Source organism: Ferdinandcohnia salidurans, assembly GCF_042680725.1.
GTDB lineage: Bacteria > Bacillota > Bacilli > Bacillales > Bacillaceae_L > Ferdinandcohnia > Ferdinandcohnia salidurans.
The window spans coordinates 453,863-471,869 of the sequence record NZ_JBHUEK010000025.1; the positions used below are offsets into that span (position 1 = coordinate 453,863).

Below are 18,007 nucleotides of genomic sequence, written 5' to 3' on the forward strand. Positions count from 1 at the left end.
CTCACAACTACAGAGACTTATTTGCCTCCGCCTGCACCGTTAGTACCACCATTGTCTCCACCAGTACCACCGCCAGGAGCCATTTCATTGTCACCTAGATTATCATCGTCATCTTTACCTATGTCTAGGTCACCATCGTTATTATTATCTCCGATTGCGTTACCGTCACCGTTTGTACCATTGTTGTTCATGTCATTGTTATTCATGTCGTTATCATTGTTATTCATGCCATCATTATCGCCAGGAACGACATCTTCCTCCGGAGTCACATCGTTATCCAGGTTATTGTTGAAATCCTCACCAGGTGTTTCTAGCCCATCATCCTCTGGAGGCGGATCTTGATCATCGGCATTACAGCCGGTTACTAAAAGCACAGCAAGTAGAGATCCCATTAGCTTAAGGAACCATTTTTTGTTCATTTGCAAAATCTCCTTTCGGTTTTCTTCTAAGTATTTTTGTGACCACTTGGTCTTGGCTTAGCTTTCCCCGAAGCGTAAAAATGTATCAAAAAAATTATATTTTTTTAATTTGGCCAAATAAAAAAACCAGATGATCCCTCTCATCCGGTTTCTACGTTAATCTTTATTCTGTTTTTTCACCTAACGCAAACATAATTTCCGTTTCGCAAACAAGCTCACCATCAACTGTTGCAATCCCTTTTCCTTTGCCGATAGAGCCTCTAAGACGTGTGATCTCAACTTCAAGACGAAGTTGGTCTCCAGGAACTACCTGTCGTTTAAAGCGGCAGTTATCAATTCCAGCAAAGAAAGCAAGTCTGCCTTTGTTTTCCTCTTTTTTTAACATGGCTACTGCGCCAACCTGTGCTAATGCTTCTACAATTAATACACCTGGCATGACTGGGTATCCAGGAAAATGCCCATTAAAAAACTCCTCATTCGCTGTTACATTTTTAATGCCTAGCGCACGTTTGCCGTCTTCCATTTCAAGGATGCGGTCAACTAATAAAAATGGGTACCGATGCGGAATGATTTCCTTAATCTCATTAATATCGTACATCTTTACAATTTCCTCCTCTATGTATATAAGGACTTACTGAATAAAGTCAGTATCTTATGCCTATTATAATACAAGTGTTGTGGAAAATCTAAACTTCGTCGGCAAAGCCGTAAATTTCTAACCATAAAAAAAGAAGGCATAGGCCCTCCGTTTTATTTTTCTGCATCCTTATTTACAATGTCAACAATATGCTGCCATGTTTCTTTTTTCAAGGCATCACTTGGCTTACCATCCCCAATGAATCCGTAACCCACAACCACACCAATTAAAATGCTGGCTGCAAAAAGAACAACGACAAGCAAAAGTCGTACCCAAATCGGAATTAAGCGGATTCGAATTTTTGGTTCGCGCTTTTTCTTAGGTTCTTTTTCCGTATTCTTTTGTTCGTCACGCGTTTTTCGAAAATCCTCGCGTGATTTTACTTGTGTATTGTTTAGTTCACTAGTCACTGAGATTACTCCTTATCTATAGGGTGTTCCAAGATTTACGATTGTCTGCCTTAAATTATAGTATTCCGTAGGTTTCTATTTTTATCAATCGTACCTAATCAAATATGCCAAGGCGTATTTTGCCCGATTGGTTCACGCTGAATAAAGTTAACGTAGGCCGTTCACAAGCCCCATCATTTGGTCTGAAATGGAGATTGATTTTGCATTGAATTGGTAGGAACGTTGTGTCAGTAGTAGATCTGACATTTCGGTTGTTAAATTAACGTTCGACTGTTCAAGTGCTCCTTGTTGCAAACTTACTTGTTCACGTAAAGCCCCTTGAAGTGAAATGAATACGTCATCTGCTGCGATGCCAAGCTCCGCTAAATCAGGTAACGCAAACTGATTTTGACCTACTGCTTGAAGAAGCTGTGGTTTTTGAAACTCTACAACGGACAGATTAAATCGTTGCGGCGCACCTATTTCAGGGACAACCGTTATCTCCCCGTTTGCTGAAATCTGAATTTCCTTAAACCCATCAACAAACGCAATTGGTTCCCCGTCTTGATCGAGTACAGGATTCCCACCGCTTGTCACAAGAGCAACACGATTGGTTCCGTCATTAGCTGGCGATAAATAAAGCGCCCCATCCCTTGTGAATCGAGGAACTTGAACCCCATTTTCATCCACTACTATTTGAAGAAATTGATTTTCCTTTTTAAAGGCAATATCAAGTTCACGGTCCGTTGTTTTTATCGCACCTTGGGTCATCATCATATTTGTAGACCCGAGTTTTGCACCAACACCTACACGAACACCATTTGGGGTCAAGCGGCCTTCTTCCTGCGCAGCAACTGGTTGGTTATTAAACTGTTGGGTTAACAACTCACTAAAGTTGACCTGGCGTTTTTTATAACCGGTCGTGTCAGTATTGGCTAAATTATGCCCAATTGTATCAAGCTGTTTTTGTAGCTGACTCATCGTATTAGTTGCTGTAATCATCGAGCGCATTTGAAGACCTCCCTACCATTTTTATATGTCTAGCTCCAGGTGCCATCGGCTCTAGTTGATATGCCAATAATCCGGCACGCTTTGCGCTTTTCTTATAATCTTCCAATCTCGTTAACCGCTTTGTCCATACTCTTATCATACGCCTGAAGAACTTTTTGATTGGCTTCAAATGTACGGTATGCTGTCATCATTTCCGTCATTGCCTGAGTTACATCCACATTTGAGCCTTCAAGAAATCCTTGTTTTAGCGTGTATGACACTTCAGGATTTGCCGTCGCATTAGGTAACGCCAACCCATCATTCGTACGGTATAAGCCATTCCCCTCTTTATTCAGGTTTTGTGGATTTTCTGAATAAGCAATGCCCAGACGCGTTTGGGCAAGCCCATTTACAAGAATACGGCCATCCGCAGTAACCTCAAATTGATTACTATCGACCTGAATTCGATTTCCATTCTCATCTAATACGTAAAAGCCTTCATTTGTCGTTAAAGAACCGGTTGGGTCAACAGTGAAGTTTCCATTTCTCGTGTATCTCACATCACCGTTTGCATTTTGAACTGCAAAAAACAACGAGCCTGGTTTGTTAGTCTCAGGATTGATCGGTAAATTTCCGTCCACTAATGCCACATCTGTGGAGAGTCCTGTTTCGCGGATATCTCCTTGCTTGAACAGTGGAATCATTTCTTGCATATACACGCCTGTATTCAGTCCACCAATCGTACTTGCTGTCCGAAGAGTTCCACCATTTTTAGCAGGACTTTGTACCCCCTCAAGACGCTGCATTAACATTTCAGGGAAAGCACGTAATGAACCTTGGTCCACTTTGTAACCAGGTGTATTCGCATTAGCAATATTGTTTGTTAACATTTCCGTACGACGCTGCCCAGCAAGCATTCCAGATGCTGCAGAATAAAATCCACGTAACATAGACTCACCTCATTTTTCCATATTCCGAACAAGTAACTACTATAGGATGTTTAAAAAGTAGGCTTTAAATGACACATCGAATTTCTGCGTTGGCTTGCTTCTCCGTTCCTCACGTATTTACTGCATACGCTCCGGTACTCAAAGCTGCGCCGCCTTGAAATTCTCGGTCCTTTTCACCCTCCCTTTTAAACCCATTCTTTATATTTATTATAGTAGGAAATTCCTATTTCTTCATCTGTAAATTTTAGCCACGTAAAAAAATGTTAAAATGTTAGAAAGGACCTGCCGAGTCGGAAAGGTCCTCAATTACGTATTAGACTAATTTTCTTCGTGGAAGCTTGTCCAAGTTTTCAAGCATGACACCTGTACCGATTGCGACACATTCCATTGGGTTTTCAGCAATTAACACAGGCACACGTAATTCCTCAGCTAAAAGCTGATCGATTCCGTGAAGCAATGCTCCACCACCCGTTAAAATCACACCGCGGTCAATGATGTCTGCAGAAAGCTCAGGTGGTGTACGTTCAAGTACACTTTTCGCAGCTTGTACAATTGCAGAAACCGGCTCACGTAGTGCTTTTTCAATCTCACCAGATTTAATTGTAAGTGTGCGCGGTAAACCAGTCACCATGTCACGGCCACGAATGTCAATTTCTTCATTACGTGAATCCGGGAATACCGTTGCCACCTGAATCTTAATATTCTCAGCTGTTCTTTCACCAATTAATAGCTTGTACTGACGCTTAATATAGCTTAGGATTTCCGCATCAAAAGTGTCCCCAGCCATTTTGATGGATGAGGCGGTAACGATATCGCCCATTGATAGTACAGCCACGTCTGTAGTACCACCGCCAATATCAACTACCATATTTCCGCTAGGTTGGAAAATGTCCATGCCTGCTCCAATCGCAGCCACTTTTGGTTCTTCCTCAAGATAAATTTTCTTCCCACCGCTTTTTTCAGCTGCTTCCTTGATTGCCTTTTGCTCAACAGAAGTAATATTCGTTGGACAACAAATAAGGATTCTTGGCTTTGAAAGAAATCCTTTGACATTTAACTTATTAATAAAGTGCTTTAACATAGCTTCTGTTACATCAAAATCTGCAATAACACCGTCTTTTAAAGGTCGGATCGCAATAATATTTCCTGGTGTACGACCCACCATGCGTCTTGCTTCTTCACCAACGGCTAAAACCTTGCCAGTGTTTTTATCTAATGCCACTACAGATGGCTCGTTTAATACAATTCCTTTGCCTTTTACGTGTATGAGCACGTTTGCAGTTCCTAGATCAATACCGATATCCCTAGCTAACATTTGAGTAACTTTCCTCCTTGCATTTTAAACAAAAATGCATCTATTTTCCTAATAATATATTGTATCACAATTTACCATATAAAATAGATATTTTGTAATTTTTTTGTAGGAAAATGTCGTAAATGCAAGAAAGAAAGTCACAGGCATGTTATTTCACTGGTTCTTCTTGTAGCTCTTCCTCTTTCTTGTACTTTAGCTTTGTCGCTTCTCCACCCCGTAAATGTCGTATTGATTTATGATAATCAAGTATTTCTTTTACTTCATTTGCCAGTTCGGGATTGATTTCAGGTAGCCTTTCAGTTAAATCTTTATGGACAGTACTTTTGGAAACGCCAAATTCCTTCGCAATGACGCGAACTGTTTTTCTTGTCTCCACGATATACTTTCCAATCTTGATAGTTCGTTCTTTGATGTAATCGTGCACACTACTCGCCCTCCCTATATGGATGTGAGAAGTGTGAAATGAGACGCGTTCATGCTTCAACGAAGAAGATATAGTATTTGAACAATATTCGTCATATGTTTTGCTGGAACTTTGAAGACGGTCTACGCCCCCTCACCTCAAACACTCTCTTTGTTAGGTTTGTAACCATTTTATTAGCTTGGTTGAGGGATTATGCTATAAAAGTCAAGAGGGACAAGGGTTTTATCAAAATATTTTTAAAAATGGCTTGTTCTACCGATTGAGACAGGCTATTTTTAGCCATTGGACAACCTGTTATCTAAAAAAATGATTCTGATTATTTTCTGTTGCCTGAAGAAGATCACCCCAAGTTCGTTTTCCTCGGCATTTAAAATGATGAAGGAGTTCGACAAAAAGATAGGCTGTCGTTAAGGCATCACCCGTTGCTGAATGACGATCATACATTCTCGTTCCAAAATTCTGGGCGTATCTGTGTAGATCCCGCATATCATAAGACGGGGAAATATATCCGATCAAATCTAACGTATCAATCGTTGGCACCCGCCCTAAACTATATTTTTCCCGTTTCAGTTCACTTTTTAGCGCAACAATGTCAAACGATACATAATGTCCAACTAAACAGTTGCTGTTGTGTTCCTTTATAAAATGAAAAAGACTTGTGATTCCTTCAATAGATGTGGGAGCGTTTTCGACCTTTTTATTTGTGATTCCTGTCAATTCGATTATTTCCTGAGAAATTTGTCGTTTTGGGTTTATAAACGTATGAAATTGTTCCTCTTCACAAACCCTCAATCCATTTACCTGGACAGCCGCAATTTCGATTAAACGATCGACAGTCAAAACCCGAAACCCCGTCGTTTCTGTATCAAAAACCGTAAACGAAATCTCTTCAATTGGAGTTGATAACGGTATTTCCTTATGAAGCTGCTGAAAAAGTGGTTTTCTACCAAAAAACACAGACTCCCTCCTTTCATATTTGGAAGTGGGCATTTACTAGAGTTTGAATCTCTTTTAAAATTTTCACACTTAAAATGAGTTCTTCCTTTTCCTTCGTTGTTAAGTGAGAAAAAAGAAGAACAGATGTAAGTTTCTCCTTGTTTTTATATTGACGCCACCTTTGTTTTACATAATTCCGCATCACATCTGAAGCAGCCGCTTTTACATCCTTTCCAAAACTAGCACTAAATGCCTTCTTCTCTACTAATCTATCGATTCTCTCAAATGGCGTACCCGAGATGATTCCATATTCCATCGAAAGAATTTGCAAGCAATGGTGGTATGGAAATAAAATTTCTTTTTTAATATCCAACTGCTTTCGATCCAATTTAAAAAGAGCACGAATTGGATGGTCTAATGAGGGAATGTGATGATCCTGTTCGTGTAGGCGATACAGAAATATTTTGGCATTTTTCATTTGTTGATAGAGTCTTGCTTCAAATTCCTTATGAAGTTTCTCATCTCCATATAAAAAGCGATACGAAAAGAAGTTCTGAGCGAGAAGCATATTCTGATTCGTTGCATTTGTGCTCCATGTTTGAATCCTGCTTATCCATGTTTCCAATGATCCGCGCCAGCTTGGGTTGCTCGCCATCATCTCTCCTAAACAACGTGCATACCCCGCCTTCTCTAATAAATGAACGATCTCTTCTCCTAATTTTGAAAAATAACTCTCTATCTCTGGGCTATTGTTATCGTAGACAAGAAAATGATCTTGATCGGTTAACAAAAATTGCTCTTCACGGCCCGCGCTCCCCATTTGATAAAAGCAAAATGCAGTAGGCGGAAGGAGCCCTTCTCTTTTTGAGAGTGCTTCAATAGCCATCTCTATACATCTCTTCACAAGCCGGTCATATAATCTTGTCACGCTGTCGAGTACTTTAAAAATGGGTACGTCGTCTTGTAGTAGAGCATCAACAACATCATAAATGGCCATTTTTACAGAAGGTAACGTTTCATGAGTTGCAGCTTCAATCGTCTTAATCGTCCTCATCATACTGTCCTTATTGTGCCTTAATACATTTGAAAGGGTGATAATTCCTAGGATTTTACCATTCTCTACAACTGGCAAATGTTTAACTCCGTTTATAAAAAAAGCAGAAAGTGCTTCATAATAGTAAGCATATTTTGAAATGGTAATGGGGTTTTTCGTCATCACTTCGGATGCAAGTGTGTTTCCATTTTTCTTTTCAGAAATAACTCTTGAAACGAGGTCACGCTCAGTAATGATTCCTATCAGCTTATTTTTTTCAATGACAAGAACAGAGCTTGTGCAATGCTCAGTCATTAGTCTTGCTGCAACGCTGATGGCTGTATTAGAGTCCACCGAGACGAGCTTTTTTGTCATGATATCCTGCACTCTTCTGATGAAGGTACCATTTTCCTTCGCCATTTTCCTGAGCGTTATCTGCTCTGCTAATGAGCTGTAGATTTCTCTAAGACGAATAGCAAGCTGAGTAAAAAGGTAATGATGGAAATGTTGATCATGTAGGCGTTTTTCAACGACATGAATCGGAATTAATAAGCATTGGCCAGCTTCTGTTGCCATCACACCCACCCGATACTCTAGGTGGGGTTTTTGCTCGCCAATTAAGTCCGCAATACTGGAAAGCCCAATCAATTCACCTGGTTTAAAAATTTCGAGAACCTCTCGATTATCGGGTGGTCCAACAAACACTTCCGCAACGCCAGAAAGCAGCAGAAGTAACCCCTCCCGCTGCTCATTGGCATGAAACAATAAATCCGATTCCATATATTTTTTTTGCTGGCATAAGGATAATAATTGTAACGATTCTTCTCGTGACAACCCATGAAAAAGCGGATGATCCTTTACCATCTTATATAGCTGTTCCATGTTTTCCCCCCTAATCAAATACGACCTGGCGTATTTGCGCCCGATTTTTTTAGGCCCACACGATGTGGGTCACAAAGACGTTGCCACAGGACGTGGCGTTCTTAGTCTTTGATCTTAGCTCGAAAAATTACCATTAAAAAATCGTGGCATCCGCCGGAGGCATAACTTTATTCAGTCAAGATTTGTACCTGCACCAAAGTGGTGCTTACAGTTTCCATCCAACCCAATATTGAAGTTTGGGACTTCTACTGAAAAAAGTTATACGGCTCTACGGGATTTCCCGCAGAACCGTTAGTTGATTTTCATAAGGCTAGGCTATCTTAAGCCTCATCTTTTAGCCATACATCACCATCTTTGTATACCATTTGTTCAGGGTAACGCATATCGACAACTTCGTCCTGCTTAGCTTGTGATGGCGCCTCGGTCATGAGTGAAACAATAATGTTTCCTAAGAAACCAGCTGCTGCCCCAAAGATCCCTGCTCCTGTATCGATAATGCCAAGAATTGTGAAGCCACCGTATTTCGCCGCAAAAATATATGTTAACACGACTACTAATCCAATGATCATTCCAGAGATAACACCTTTTGCGTTCGATCGCTTCCACCATACTCCAAGAACGAGTGCTGGGAAGAATGTACTAGATGCAATTGCAAAGGCCCATGCCACGATTTGCGTAATGGCTCCTGGAGGATTTAACGCAACCAATCCTGCGATTAAAGTTGCAATCGCAATAGACCAACGTGCAACACTTAAGCGATTTTTCTCAGATGCATCCGGCTTTAAGACACGATAGTAAATATCGTGAGCAAATGATGAGGAAAGGGAGATCATCAATCCACCTGCCGTAGATAATGCTGCCGCCATCGCACCTGCAGCCATTAATCCGATAACAAACACTCCAAGGTTTGCAATTTCAGGCGTCGCCATAACGACAATATCATTCGCAATCGTCATTTCTTGCCACTGCAAGATTCCGTCACCATTCGCATCCGCAAGCTTTAATAGACCTGTATCAATCCAGCTTTGCGTCCAATGAGGAAGCTCCGACATTTTTTGACCAGCCACCTGAGTCATTAGAATGAAACGTGAAAAGGCTGCATATGCAGGAGCTGATAAATATAATAATCCGATGAATAAAAGCGCCCAAGCTCCTGACCAACGAGCGGCTTTCATCGTAGAAACCGTATAGAAACGAACGATAACGTGTGGAAGTCCAGCCGTACCACACATTAACGTAAACATTAATGCAAGGAACTGCCATTGTGAACCTGTTGCAAAAGGTGCAAAGTATTCGGTGAAACCAAGTTGGCGATCTAACTCTCCAATTTCCTCAACTATTTTCCCGTAAGATAACCACGGCAGCGGATTGCTTGTTAATTGTAAGGAGATAAAAATAACCGGAATCAAGTATGCAACAATTAACACGATGTATTGCGCTACCTGTGTCCATGTAATCCCCTTCATTCCACCCATTGCTGCGTAAAAGGCAATTAACACAACCCCAATCATTGTTCCAATCTTAGCGTCAATTTCAAAAAGACGCCCAATTACAACTCCTGATCCAGATAACTGGCCAATCGAGTATGTAAAGGAAATAATGATTGTACAGATTGCTGCTACAATACGAGCTGAATGGCTGTCAAATCGATCCCCGATAAACTCAGGTACAGTGTATCGGCCATATTTTCGAAGCTGTGGCGCTAGGAGGAATGTTAATAATAAATATCCACCTGTCCACCCCATTATATAAGCAAGACCGCCATAACCGAGGGCCATGATCGTTCCGGCCATTCCGATGAATGAAGCAGCACTCATCCAGTCTGCCCCAATCGCCATTCCGTTGTAGACAGGCGGTACTCCACGTCCTGCTACATAAAAGTCCGAGGTCGCCCGAGCTCGGTTGAAGATGGCAATCCCAATATAAAGAGCAAACGACGCTAAAATAATAATTAATGAGACCAGAAATTGTGTATCCAAATTTCCTCCCCCTTTTGGGTCAAATATAGGAACTACATTTTAATAGATAACCTTCACTTTTCATCAATTTGTATAGGTTTATAGGTTTGTGACTTGTTGTATGGGGTGATTCTTACTTCGTTTGAAACATAAGAAACGTCTTAAGATGTAGGGGTTATTGTTATATCCGTAGGTTCTAAGTTTGAGAGAATGTTTGTTAGGTTGAATGGTTTTAATGATCAAGCACTTTTCCAGAACTAATTTGCTCGTTCTTCTCTTCATCAATGCCGTACTTTTGGTCAATTTTGTCGCTTACCTTTGCATTCACAAATAAGATAATGATAAACGTTAAAACTGCACCCTGCGCCCCCATGAAATAATGGAATGGCAGCCCGTTTACCGAAAACGTGGATAACGGCCTTGCAAACAGGACAACACCAAATGAGACAAGAAATCCAATAATTAAATAGATAATAATATTTCTTGTTCGCTCCCTAAAGTATCCTTCTGCAATCTTCTTATCAACTTTTTTCAACTACTAGCACCTCCATAAAATTTAATTGGACTGGACTTTCGGTTGCACTCTTCAGTCTGGCATCACCCCCTTCAAGCTTGATTAATATACTCCAATACTTTTATCCAAGATTAAAGATAAAACGAATCGTCTCCCCAAGCGGTGCCGGAAAACGGATGATTTCAAAGATAAAGTACCCAAAAATAGACACAAACGGCAGAAGTAAAAACAAGGGGCGCTTACGCTTAAACGCCATAAAAAGGCTAAAAATAACAATAAATAGCATTAAGTATAAGATCATGACAGGTTCACTCCTTATAGTGTAAGCGTTGTCAATTATTGAATATTAGAACAAGTACATTTACTATATGTACGACATACATTTTGTAATATTACGAAAATTACTACATTTTCATTATGAATTTTTTTCCAAGGCTCGTCAAGGAAAGATTTTGGCGAAATTTGGGAGGTGTGATCTGGCGTTTATATTTTGAGGAGAACATAGTGAGGGTTATCGTGCCATCTTATGGGGCTTTTCGGTAAAACTAGTTAATCGTACCCTCAGTCGGCGGCTTTGCGAAGGGTGAGGGTATGAAAACTGGCTAATCGTACCCTCACTTGCAAGATTATTAGACTTTGAGGGTATGATTAAGCCCTAATCATACCCTCAGTCTTATTTTTTGCGCTACTGACGGTATGATTATTGAAAAGGAGTAACTTTTAGAATAGCTTTTGGAGTTTTATTGAAAAAAATATGGTATAAACTACTTTTATGGCAATGCCTTTGGGTTATTCTGGATAAAGTCATTGCATAAGGGCCATATATGACATAACTTTTGGAAATTCGAGGGAAAACCTACAACAAAAAGTTCTTATATGAAATAGCACTTGGATATTTATGGTAAATACTGTAGCATATAGCCTTTTTAAGGCATGCCTTTTGGTTATAAAAGGGAAAACATCAACATAAACATCTCATCTCAAATACTTGTGTAACAACCAACTATAAAACCCTCTTATGATTGTCCTTTTTAGAAAAAACCTACAACAACACGGCCCCATACACGAGCGACCCGACAATTACATACGCGGGGTGGACCTTCCATTTTTCAAGCAGCAAGAAGCTCAGGACCACTAAAATAAGCGTATGCACCAACCCGGCGTCCTCATACGATTCCGCAAAAAAACGATACGCCATTGCCCCAAGGAGTACGGCGATTGTCGGACGGATATAGTTCGTCATCCGTTTAACTTTTGGAGAATGCTTGAACTTCTTCAAAATGCTCAGCAAACCAATCATTAAAAGCAACGAAGGAGCAACTGTTGCAATAACAGCAACTACTGCACCCAATATGTCCGCCTGTTGAAAACCGATATAGCCGGCCATCTTCGTAGCAATTGGTCCGGGCAGTGCATTTCCGATCGCGATGACCTCACTGAATTCATGAACGGAAAGCCAATGATAGCGATGAACAACTTCATTTTCAACAAGCGGAATCGAGGCTGGCCCGCCACCATAGCCAAGAATACCCGGAATTAAAAAGGCATGAAAAAGCTGCATGTAGATCATTGTTGTTTCTCCTCCCGCTTGTCCTTTTTCAACAAGGCAACAACTAGTAAAACTCCAACTAAGATTCCTGGATGTACTCCCAACACATCTAAAACCAGTATGCTGGCTACTCCAAGCAAAATGGCCCTCGTCCAACCAAGACCTTTTTTCGCATTCATGAAAAATTCCCAGGTGAGTTGGGCAAGCATAACCCCAACCACAGCCAGCACCGCTTTGGTCATTCCCTGCACCCAACCAAGATTTTTAAAAGAGGTCAATGAGGTGAGCAATACAATCATCAATAATATCGTCGGAACTGACGTTGCCAAAACAGCATTGATCATGCCAAGCCAGCCGCCAACTCGATACCCGATATAGCCGGCCATTTTTGTAGCGATCGGCCCAGGCATCGTATTCCCGAGAGCAAGAATATCGCCAAAATCATCATCATTTAGCCATTTGTAGCGATCTACCGCTTCCTTATGCACAAGCGGAATCGATGACGGACCACCGCCATACCCGAGTATACCTACCTTGAAAAACGCGTAAAAAATATGTAATTGCTTCATATTAAATTCCTTTCTGAAGCTTTTATCATGTAAAAAGAGGAAGCCCACATTAGGCTTCCTCTTAGTGTTTTCAATTATTTTTCTTGTATTCAAATGGCTATTAGCCGTATTTTTGATTTATTAGCCGTAAATCATAATTAATGCCGTAATTTGAATTTATCAGCCATAATTCAAAATTATTAGCCGTAAACCCGTTTTTACTCCCCAAGCACTTGGATCATGGCGCGAATAGACTCTGTCAAATCCGCCAACGACCAACTCGGAATGCCCGATTTCTTAAGCGCAAGTTCATGTGAAGCAGGAATATGGATGAATCCCGCTCGCATCGGGAGTTGTTCTTGCTCAATTTTATGCAAAACAGAGTACATCACATTGTTGCAAAGATATGTCCCTGCTGTGTTCGAAATTGTGGCTGGGTAGCCTTTTTCAATAGATGCATCTACAAACGCTCGAATTGGTAATGTCGAAAAGTAACCCGCTGGACCGACTTCTTCAATTGGAGCATCCTGTAATCTCACACCGTTATTATCTGGTTCACCATCGCGGCAATTAATCGCAATCCGCTCGGGTGTGACTTTATTTCTGCCTGCTGCAAGGCCTAATGAAATCACGACATCAGGCTTTACCTCATTGACATGCTCGATACATTGTCTTGCTGACTCTGCAAAATCAACCGGCAGAATCCTTCCAACAATCTCGTATCCACCAATCATTTGCCCCTCCAACGCCTTCACAACCTCCTCAGTCGGATTGATTGGATTATCTAAAAATGGGACAAACCCTGTTAATAATAGTTTTTTCATTCTTTACACCTCTTTTTATGCTAGAAAAAATGCTCCATATCCTAGTGCGCCAATAATCACATAGGCTGGGTGAACCTTCAGCTTTTCCAATAATACAAAGCTAACCACAATGATGATGATGGTTTGTAATAAACCTGCACCTTCATATGAAGTTGCAAAAAAGCTGATTGTCATTGTTCCAAGTAAAACGGCAATTGCCGGACGAACATAGCTGGACATGCGTTTTACCTTAGGTGAATCCTTGTGTTTGTACAAAAATCCTAACAGCACTACCATTAAAATGAGTGATGGTGCCACGGTTGCAAAGATGCCAACAAGCGCTCCTGGGATTCCCGCTACATCATACCCAATATAGCCGGCCATTTTTGTCGCAATTGGTCCTGGAAGTGAGTTTCCAAGAGCGAGTACCTCACTGAATTCAGAAACCGATAACCAGCCGTAGCGTCCCACAACTTCATTTTCAACAAGCGGAATTGAAGCTGGCCCACCACCATAACCGACAATTCCCGGTATAAAAAAGGCTAAGAAAATTTCCCAATAAATCACATGCCAACACCCTTTTCTATTGATTGCTTAACCTCTGGAGCTTTGTCTTTCTTAACGATTGCTGCGACTAACAGAACTCCAATGATGATTCCAGGATGAATCCCGACAAACTCGATTAATAAAAAACTCACGACGATGATTCCTACCGCAAACTTCCAACCTAACGAGTCCTTTGACTTTTTAAAGAAATCCCATGTTAGGGTTGCAAGCATCACACAAACAACTGGGACAACAGCCTTTGTCATCCCTTGCACCCATGGCTGATCTTTAATAGAAGTTAAAAAGGTTAACAGGATAATCATCATAAAAATAGTGGGAACTATGGTTGCTAATACGGCATTAATCATTCCCAACACACCTGCGACACGATATCCGATATAGCCGGCCATTTTTGTCGCGATCGGCCCTGGCAATGTATTTCCAAGGGCGAGCACATCGGCAAATTCATCATCGTCCATCCATTTATACTTACCGACGACCTCTTTATGAACGAGAGGGATTGAGGAGGGGCCGCCCCCATACCCCAACAGCCCCACACGTAAAAATGCTAAAAATAAATCAAGTTGTTTCATACTATCAACTCATTTCCGTTTCGATATGTGTTCAAAAAGGAGGATATAAAGGACCGAGAAGTTCAAGGCGGCGTAGCTTTGAGTAGCGGAACGTATGCAGTAAATACGTGAGCATAAGTAATTTCTTCCATGAATCAGCTTCGCACGCCGGAAAGGCGCTCTTCCTTTCCAAGGAACGGAAAAGCAAGCCAACAAAGAAATTCGATGTGTCATTTATACCGGACTTTTTGAACATCCTATTCGATTACCAAGATGCAATACTACCGTCTGTTCTCGCTTCCGTACCACCTGAAAGAACACCTGTCTTCGGATCTCTCCAGATGATTTGACCTCGACCAAAGCTACCACCATCAAGCGCCACTTGAATTTGGTGCCCACGTCTAGCAAGCGCTTGGGCAACATGTGAAGGGGAGTTTGGTTCCACCAACACTTTTTTATCTTCAATCCATTGCCATCTTGGAGAATCAAGTGCTGCCTGTGGGTTCAGATGAAAGTCAATCGTATTCATAATAACCTGCGTGTGGCCTTGTGGCTGCATATATCCACCCATCACACCAAATGGTCCCACTGCTTCCCCGTCCTTTGTTAAGAATCCAGGGATAATTGTGTGATACGTCTTTTTACCCGGCTCTAATGCATTTTCATGACTAGGGTCTAATGAGAAATCATGACCACGGTTTTGTAGAGAAATTCCTGTGCCCGGGATCACAATTCCAGAGCCAAAGCCCATGTAGTTACTTTGAATATAGGAAATCATGTTTCCTTCAGAGTCAGCTGCCGCTAAATACACAGTTCCTCCACGTGGTGGTGTTCCTGGTTCTGGGGCTAGAGCCTCATCACCAATCAGATTTCTTCTTTGTGCCGCAAATTCTTCAGATAAAAGTTGTGCAGCAGATACTGACATTTTTTCAGGGTCTGTCACATATTTCTTCCCATCGGAAAATGCTAGTTTCATAGCTTCAATCTGCTTATGGTAGGTTTCGACTGATTCTTTTTCCTTGATGTCAAAGCCATTCAAGATGTTGAGCGCCATCAATGCAACAATTCCTTGCCCATTTGGCGGTATCTCCCATACATCATAGCCTCGGTAGTTCACAGAAATCGGCTGCACCCACTGAAGTTTATAGTCTGCTAGATCCTCTTTTGAAAGGAAGCCTCCATACTCTTTGAAGAAAGCATCTATTTTATCTGCAAGCTCGCCTTCGTAAAAACTTTCCGCATTGGTTTCAGCAATCGAACGAAGTGTATTCGCATGGCCTTCAGAGCTCCAAACCTCTCCAATTTCAGGTGCACGTCCTTCAGGTGCAAAGGTATCAAACCAGCTTTTAAACTCAGGATTTTTGAATGTTTCTTTATATTTGTTATAAGCTGCTTTCCAGTATTTTGCTAGAACAGGTGATAATGGGTAACCTTCTTCAGCATATTTTATCGCTGGCGCTAAAACTTCAGTTAACGGAAGTTTACCAAATCGGCGTGATAGCTCTGCCCATGCGGACGGAACCCCTGGTACCGTAACTGGAAACAAGCCATGTGTCGGCATTTTTTCATGACCTTTTGCTTTTACAGCATCAATCGAAATGCTTTTCGGTGCTGGTCCGCTTGCGTTTAAACCGTGTAACTCACCTTTCACCCAAACAAGTGCAAAGGCATCCCCACCGATTCCGTTTGAAGTAGGCTCTACAACAGTTAAAGTCGCTGCCGTAGCAATTGCGGCATCAATCGCATTTCCACCTTTTTTCAAGATATCCAAACCTGCTTGCGCCGCTAATGGCTGTGATGTTGCAACCATCCCATTTTTCGCAAAAGTCGCCATTCGTTGTGAAGCATACGGGTAATTCAAATAATCAAGATTCATTTTTACTAATCCCCCTCTATGTACCTCATTTTTGACAATTGTTAGTTATTTTTCAAAAATCAACTAACAAACGGAATATCTAAGTTATAATTATGATTATAATTGAAATTTAGAATATATTCTATAACTTTGATAAAATAAGTAAAAACGTGGGAAAATTGGGCTAACGGCTGATAACAAAACGTAAGCAAGTCCTATTTTTTTGGTGTGTGTTATATGAACCGATGGTAAAATATACGTAAGCAAGTAAACCGTGAAATGTGGTGATACAATGAAACTCGATGAAACGGATAAAAGAATTCTCGAGCTTTTGACGATAAATGGAAGAATGTCATACGTGGATATTGGTAAAGAACTTGGCCTTTCAAGGGTTTCGATTCGCGAGCGCGTCAATCAGCTGATTGAAAAAGGCATAATTGAAAAGTTTTCTGTTGTGATTAATTCTGAAAAAGTTGGAAAAGGGGTATCAGCCTTTTTCGAGGTCGATTGTGAGCCTTCTTCACTTGTACGTGTAGCTGAAACTCTTGCAAACAATCCAAGTGTTGCAAGCTGCTATCAAATGACAGGGCCAAGTACCCTGCATATGCACGTTCTTGTGGAGGACTTTGCGAAGCTTGAAAAATTTATTAACGAAGAACTCTATAGTTTGGACGGAATTACGAGGGTGGAAAGTCACATATTGTTAAGACGATTTAAGAGTCGGACGGGTCTTAAATTATAAAGGTGTTGGGGAGTTTCCCGACACCTTTTTTGCTTGTGTGGTAGATGAAAGGTAATAGTGGAGAAATATAATAGTCCTATGTTTTTAAGGAACAATAAAGTAATAAAGGATATAAAGCGAGGAATTTTATGAAAAAGGTTGTATTGATTTTTCTATGTCTTCTTATAGTACTTCTTCCATCACAAGTTTTTGCTCAACGTAAGGTTCCTATTTTGGTTTATCATTCAATCGATGAATTTACAGGGGTGGGTTCGAAGGAGTTATATGTAACACCGAATAATTTCGAGAAACAAATGATGTATCTAAGAGACCATGGCTACACATTATTAACTTTTGATCGATGGAAAGACATTGATAAAGTAAACAAACCCATTTTCATTACCTTTGATGATGGATACAAAAACAATCTGAATGCTTTTGGTATTTTTCAAAAACTGAAAAACGAGCGTTTTAAACCAACTGGAACTATTTTTGTTATTTCTGATTTTATCGGTCGCTCCAACCGATTATCGAAATCGGATTTAAAAATGATGGCTGATTCGGGAATCTTCTCTATCCAGTCTCATACCGCTACACATCCTGATTTGACGAAAATAAAAAATGATGAATATGAACTTAAAGGATCCAAAGATAAAATACAAAAAATAACGGGTAAACCAGTTATCGCTCTTGCGTATCCATACGGAAATTTCAGTAACAAGGTCGTAACAGAAACGAAGAAATACTATTTGTTTGGACTTACGACAACTCCTAAAACTTTTTCTGAGCAGGGTATAAAAGATGAAGTCTATCTGTTACCACGAATCTATATCAAGTATTCAACTACTCTTGATGACTTCGCAAAAATCGTTGACGGAGAATGAAGGCGAATCTCATACTAGGTAATCGCGAAATAACAAGGCATAGCCAATTGGCCATGCCTTGATTCAATATTAAATGGTGCCG

At 40.8% G+C, this 18,007-nt stretch carries 20 protein-coding genes; 2 read left to right on the top strand and 18 right to left on the bottom strand.

Annotation, left to right across the window (positions count from 1 at the left end; genetic code table 11):
- Positions 1–17: 17 nt before the first annotated feature.
- The 18 genes from ACFSFW_RS16565 to ACFSFW_RS16650 all read right to left on the bottom strand — a co-directional run bounded on the left by ACFSFW_RS16565 (position 18) and on the right by ACFSFW_RS16650 (position 16,341).
- Positions 18–419, bottom strand: a complete 402-nt coding sequence (locus tag ACFSFW_RS16565) for a hypothetical protein (RefSeq protein WP_304213927.1) — start codon at positions 417–419, stop codon at positions 18–20.
- A gap of 163 nt (positions 420–582) precedes the next feature.
- Complete coding sequence (fabZ, locus tag ACFSFW_RS16570; RefSeq protein WP_099354540.1) at positions 583–1,017, bottom strand: 3-hydroxyacyl-ACP dehydratase FabZ; 435 nt, start codon at positions 1,015–1,017, stop codon at positions 583–585.
- Positions 1,018–1,169: 152 nt separating this feature from the next.
- Positions 1,170–1,466, bottom strand: coding sequence for a DNA-directed RNA polymerase subunit beta (locus ACFSFW_RS16575; RefSeq protein WP_304213925.1), 297 nt, complete (start codon positions 1,464–1,466; stop codon positions 1,170–1,172).
- A gap of 147 nt (positions 1,467–1,613) precedes the next feature.
- A complete protein-coding gene (locus tag ACFSFW_RS16580) occupies positions 1,614–2,456 on the bottom strand; it encodes a flagellar hook-basal body protein (RefSeq protein ID WP_388039918.1) in 843 nt (280 codons plus the stop codon).
- 92 nt (positions 2,457–2,548) lie between these two features.
- Positions 2,549–3,385, bottom strand: a complete 837-nt coding sequence (locus tag ACFSFW_RS16585; protein WP_388039920.1) for a flagellar hook-basal body protein — start codon at positions 3,383–3,385, stop codon at positions 2,549–2,551.
- Between the two features lie 313 nt (positions 3,386–3,698).
- The gene (locus tag ACFSFW_RS16590; protein WP_099354544.1) at positions 3,699–4,700 is read right to left on the bottom strand and encodes a rod shape-determining protein; all 1,002 of its coding nucleotides are present in this window, start codon (positions 4,698–4,700) and stop codon (positions 3,699–3,701) included.
- 148 nt (positions 4,701–4,848) lie between these two features.
- Positions 4,849–5,124: a sporulation transcriptional regulator SpoIIID gene (spoIIID, locus tag ACFSFW_RS16595; RefSeq protein ID WP_010677153.1), complete on the bottom strand. Its 276-nt coding sequence runs from the start codon at positions 5,122–5,124 to the stop codon at positions 4,849–4,851.
- Positions 5,125–5,418: 294 nt separating this feature from the next.
- Positions 5,419–6,081 carry a 3'-5' exonuclease gene (locus ACFSFW_RS16600; RefSeq protein WP_388039922.1) on the bottom strand — a complete coding sequence of 221 codons (663 nt, stop codon included), beginning with the start codon at positions 6,079–6,081 and terminating at the stop codon, positions 5,419–5,421.
- A 13-nt stretch (positions 6,082–6,094) separates the two neighbouring features.
- Positions 6,095–7,975 (bottom strand): DUF294 nucleotidyltransferase-like domain-containing protein, encoded by a 1,881-nt coding sequence (locus ACFSFW_RS16605; RefSeq protein ID WP_388039924.1) that lies wholly within the window; start codon positions 7,973–7,975, stop codon positions 6,095–6,097.
- 320 nt (positions 7,976–8,295) lie between these two features.
- Positions 8,296–9,954 (bottom strand): sodium:solute symporter family protein, encoded by a 1,659-nt coding sequence (locus tag ACFSFW_RS16610; protein WP_388039926.1) that lies wholly within the window; start codon positions 9,952–9,954, stop codon positions 8,296–8,298.
- 211 nt (positions 9,955–10,165) lie between these two features.
- Entirely contained in the window at positions 10,166–10,468 is a 303-nt protein-coding gene (locus ACFSFW_RS16615; RefSeq protein ID WP_099361847.1) for a DUF4212 domain-containing protein, read from the bottom strand.
- 100 nt (positions 10,469–10,568) lie between these two features.
- The gene (locus ACFSFW_RS16620) at positions 10,569–10,748 is read right to left on the bottom strand and encodes a hypothetical protein (protein WP_099354549.1); all 180 of its coding nucleotides are present in this window, start codon (positions 10,746–10,748) and stop codon (positions 10,569–10,571) included.
- A gap of 741 nt (positions 10,749–11,489) precedes the next feature.
- On the bottom strand, positions 11,490–12,017 hold the full coding sequence (locus tag ACFSFW_RS16625; RefSeq protein WP_388039928.1) for a chromate transporter: 528 nt from the start codon (positions 12,015–12,017) through the stop codon (positions 11,490–11,492).
- The gene (locus ACFSFW_RS16630; RefSeq protein ID WP_388039930.1) at positions 12,014–12,565 is read right to left on the bottom strand and encodes a chromate transporter; all 552 of its coding nucleotides are present in this window, start codon (positions 12,563–12,565) and stop codon (positions 12,014–12,016) included. The genes ACFSFW_RS16625 and ACFSFW_RS16630 overlap by 4 nt, the downstream gene beginning before the upstream one ends.
- Before the next feature lie 197 nt (positions 12,566–12,762).
- Positions 12,763–13,368 (bottom strand): pyroglutamyl-peptidase I, encoded by a 606-nt coding sequence (gene pcp, locus ACFSFW_RS16635; RefSeq protein ID WP_388039932.1) that lies wholly within the window; start codon positions 13,366–13,368, stop codon positions 12,763–12,765.
- Between the two features lie 15 nt (positions 13,369–13,383).
- Positions 13,384–13,914 (bottom strand): chromate transporter, encoded by a 531-nt coding sequence (locus ACFSFW_RS16640; RefSeq protein ID WP_304213907.1) that lies wholly within the window; start codon positions 13,912–13,914, stop codon positions 13,384–13,386.
- Complete coding sequence (locus ACFSFW_RS16645) at positions 13,911–14,486, bottom strand: chromate transporter (RefSeq protein ID WP_099361842.1); 576 nt, start codon at positions 14,484–14,486, stop codon at positions 13,911–13,913. Before ACFSFW_RS16645 ends, ACFSFW_RS16640 begins: the two co-directional genes overlap by 4 nt.
- Positions 14,487–14,730: 244 nt before the next feature.
- Entirely contained in the window at positions 14,731–16,341 is a 1,611-nt protein-coding gene (locus ACFSFW_RS16650; RefSeq protein WP_388039934.1) for a gamma-glutamyltransferase family protein, read from the bottom strand.
- A 271-nt stretch (positions 16,342–16,612) separates the two neighbouring features.
- Here ACFSFW_RS16650 and ACFSFW_RS16655 point away from each other — a divergent pair, with 271 nt between their 5' ends.
- Entirely contained in the window at positions 16,613–17,062 is a 450-nt protein-coding gene (locus ACFSFW_RS16655) for an Lrp/AsnC family transcriptional regulator (RefSeq protein ID WP_388039936.1), read from the top strand.
- 128 nt (positions 17,063–17,190) lie between these two features.
- Entirely contained in the window at positions 17,191–17,925 is a 735-nt protein-coding gene (locus ACFSFW_RS16660) for a polysaccharide deacetylase family protein (RefSeq protein ID WP_388039937.1), read from the top strand.
- Positions 17,926–18,007: the final 82 nt, after the last annotated feature.

What these genes read in the sequence shown, in the direction of transcription:
- ACFSFW_RS16655 (WP_388039936.1), top strand. Translation starts at nt 16,613, where the DNA reads ATGAAACTCGATGAAACGGATAAAAGAATTCTCGAGCTTTTGACGATA.
- ACFSFW_RS16660 (WP_388039937.1), top strand. Translation starts at nt 17,191, where the DNA reads ATGAAAAAGGTTGTATTGATTTTTCTATGTCTTCTTATAGTACTTCTT.
- ACFSFW_RS16605 (WP_388039924.1), bottom strand. Translation starts at nt 7,975, where the DNA reads ATGGAACAGCTATATAAGATGGTAAAGGATCATCCGCTTTTTCATGGG.
- ACFSFW_RS16650 (WP_388039934.1), bottom strand. Translation starts at nt 16,341, where the DNA reads ATGAATCTTGATTATTTGAATTACCCGTATGCTTCACAACGAATGGCG.
- fabZ (WP_099354540.1), bottom strand. Translation starts at nt 1,017, where the DNA reads ATGTACGATATTAATGAGATTAAGGAAATCATTCCGCATCGGTACCCA.
- ACFSFW_RS16585 (WP_388039920.1), bottom strand. Translation starts at nt 3,385, where the DNA reads ATGTTACGTGGATTTTATTCTGCAGCATCTGGAATGCTTGCTGGGCAG.
- ACFSFW_RS16625 (WP_388039928.1), bottom strand. Translation starts at nt 12,017, where the DNA reads ATGATCTACATGCAGCTTTTTCATGCCTTTTTAATTCCGGGTATTCTT.
- ACFSFW_RS16590 (WP_099354544.1), bottom strand. Translation starts at nt 4,700, where the DNA reads ATGTTAGCTAGGGATATCGGTATTGATCTAGGAACTGCAAACGTGCTC.
- ACFSFW_RS16645 (WP_099361842.1), bottom strand. Translation starts at nt 14,486, where the DNA reads ATGAAACAACTTGATTTATTTTTAGCATTTTTACGTGTGGGGCTGTTG.
- ACFSFW_RS16620 (WP_099354549.1), bottom strand. Translation starts at nt 10,748, where the DNA reads ATGATCTTATACTTAATGCTATTTATTGTTATTTTTAGCCTTTTTATG.
- pcp (WP_388039932.1), bottom strand. Translation starts at nt 13,368, where the DNA reads ATGAAAAAACTATTATTAACAGGGTTTGTCCCATTTTTAGATAATCCA.
- ACFSFW_RS16580 (WP_388039918.1), bottom strand. Translation starts at nt 2,456, where the DNA reads ATGCGCTCGATGATTACAGCAACTAATACGATGAGTCAGCTACAAAAA.
- ACFSFW_RS16565 (WP_304213927.1), bottom strand. Translation starts at nt 419, where the DNA reads ATGAACAAAAAATGGTTCCTTAAGCTAATGGGATCTCTACTTGCTGTG.
- ACFSFW_RS16630 (WP_388039930.1), bottom strand. Translation starts at nt 12,565, where the DNA reads ATGAAGCAATTACATATTTTTTACGCGTTTTTCAAGGTAGGTATACTC.